The 1,797-nt window shown below is 38.3% G+C and carries 1 protein-coding gene; it reads right to left on the reverse strand.

The annotated features are described in order from the left end of the window. Positions 1-218: 218 nt before the first annotated feature. Positions 219-1,797: murein biosynthesis integral membrane protein MurJ (murJ, locus tag U9P79_06390; GenBank protein ID MEA2104251.1), on the reverse strand; the 1,579-nt coding region annotated here is incomplete at its 5' end.

The following is a 1,797-nucleotide window of genomic DNA, read 5'->3' on the forward strand; positions in this document are numbered from 1 at the left end:
AAAACAGGGAAAAGGGAGAAGGGAAAAAAATGACCACAAAATACACGAAATACACGAAAAAAATTTAATGACAAAATTCAAAGATCAAACAAATATCAAATATTAAATCAGCACCATCGGTGCGAAATATTTGTAGCATAAGGCATCAGCCTTATGTGAAAAAAGAGTAATCGCAAACCCCGAAATCTTGTTCGTTAATGCAAACAGGGATGTTTGCGTTACGCTTTAAAATCGTGATAAATCTTTTTTGCAGAATCTATCCGTAAAATTTTTAACCCCAGAATATAAATTAATACAGCAATCGTAAACAGGAGAATAACTTTTCCCAGCAGAAACCAGCGACCATGAAAATCAAAAACTGATAATTTATCCTGAAGATAATATAAACCAAGTCCGAGAAGCACAGACAGAAAAATTATTTTTACAAAATTTATTGAAATAACCCGCAGATCAATTTTCCCGATCTTTTTCCGAAGAGCAAAGAAAAGAATGGTCGCTTGAATAGTAGCAGCAATCGAAGTGGCAAGAGCGAGTCCACGCAGCTGCATTAATTTCATCAATATAATATTCAAAATAATGTTTGAAATCACGGCAACAGCAGAAATTAGCATGGGTTTTTTTGTGTTTTTCAGGGAGAAAAAAGCCGTAGCAAAAATCCTCACCGAACTATGCGAAAGTAAGCCGAAAGAATAAAAGACAAGTGCGGAAAACGTCATGTTCAAAGCCTTCACTCCAAATTCACCATGTTGAAAAACCACAGCAATCATATCCTTGCCGAGCACGAGGATCAGAGCAATGATCGGCAGCATTATCAGAATGATCATATTCAGCGAATCCTCGATAGATTTTTTCAATCCCTGAATATCGTTATGGGCAGTATGCTTAGAAAAAAGCGGCAAAACAGCAGCCCCGAGAGCCATCCCAAAAACACCAAGTGGCAATTGCATCAGTCTATTTCCATATTGAAGAGCTGCTACGGTGCCGGTTACAAGCATAGATGCCAAAAGCGTATCAACCACCACATTCACCTCGCGAATGCCGATTCCGATAATTCCCGGAACCATTCGTCGCCAAACTCCCTTTAATTCCTCCTGCTTCAAATTAATGAAAAATTTGAATTTATAACCGATCTTGCGAATAAGGTGTAAATTTACAGTTAGCTGAAATACACCACCGAGAAGAACCCCACCGCTAAACAGCATTGCCTTTTGAACAAGTGTAGTATCATTGATAAAAGTGTAAACCAAAACAGGCAAAATAATCCCCAAGTTCAACATCGCCGGCGAAAGAGACGGATAAAAGAAAATCGAGTGTGCATTTAATATTGAAATAATTACAGATGTAAGCCCGATAAGAAAAAGGTAGGGAAATAAAATTCTGGTCAGGTTTGCTGTGAGAATTTGTGCTTCCGCAGAAAAGCCGGGGGCTATTAATTTTATTATCAAGGGAGCCAGAAGGATGCCGAGAATTACCAAAACAATCAATACAATTGTCAGAATAGAGAGAAGATTTACTGCGAATGAGATTGCTTCAGTCCTAGAACGTTTTTCCTTAATTTCGGTATAAACCGGAATAAATGCTGCTGCGAGAGCCCCTTCACCAAATAAACCCCGCAACATATTGGGAATCACAAATGCAATCCCGAAACAATCTGCAACTCGGGTTACTCCCAAAAAGTGCGTCAGAACAATATCTCGAACAAGTCCGGATATTCTGCTAAGAAAAGTTCCGGAAGAAATTTTCCCAACATTTTTCGTAAGATTATCTTTTCGTGTCATTAGTGTTATTTTGGGGAAT

This window comes from Candidatus Cloacimonadota bacterium, assembly GCA_034661015.1.
Taxonomy (GTDB): domain Bacteria; phylum Cloacimonadota; class Cloacimonadia; order JGIOTU-2; family JGIOTU-2; genus JAYEKN01.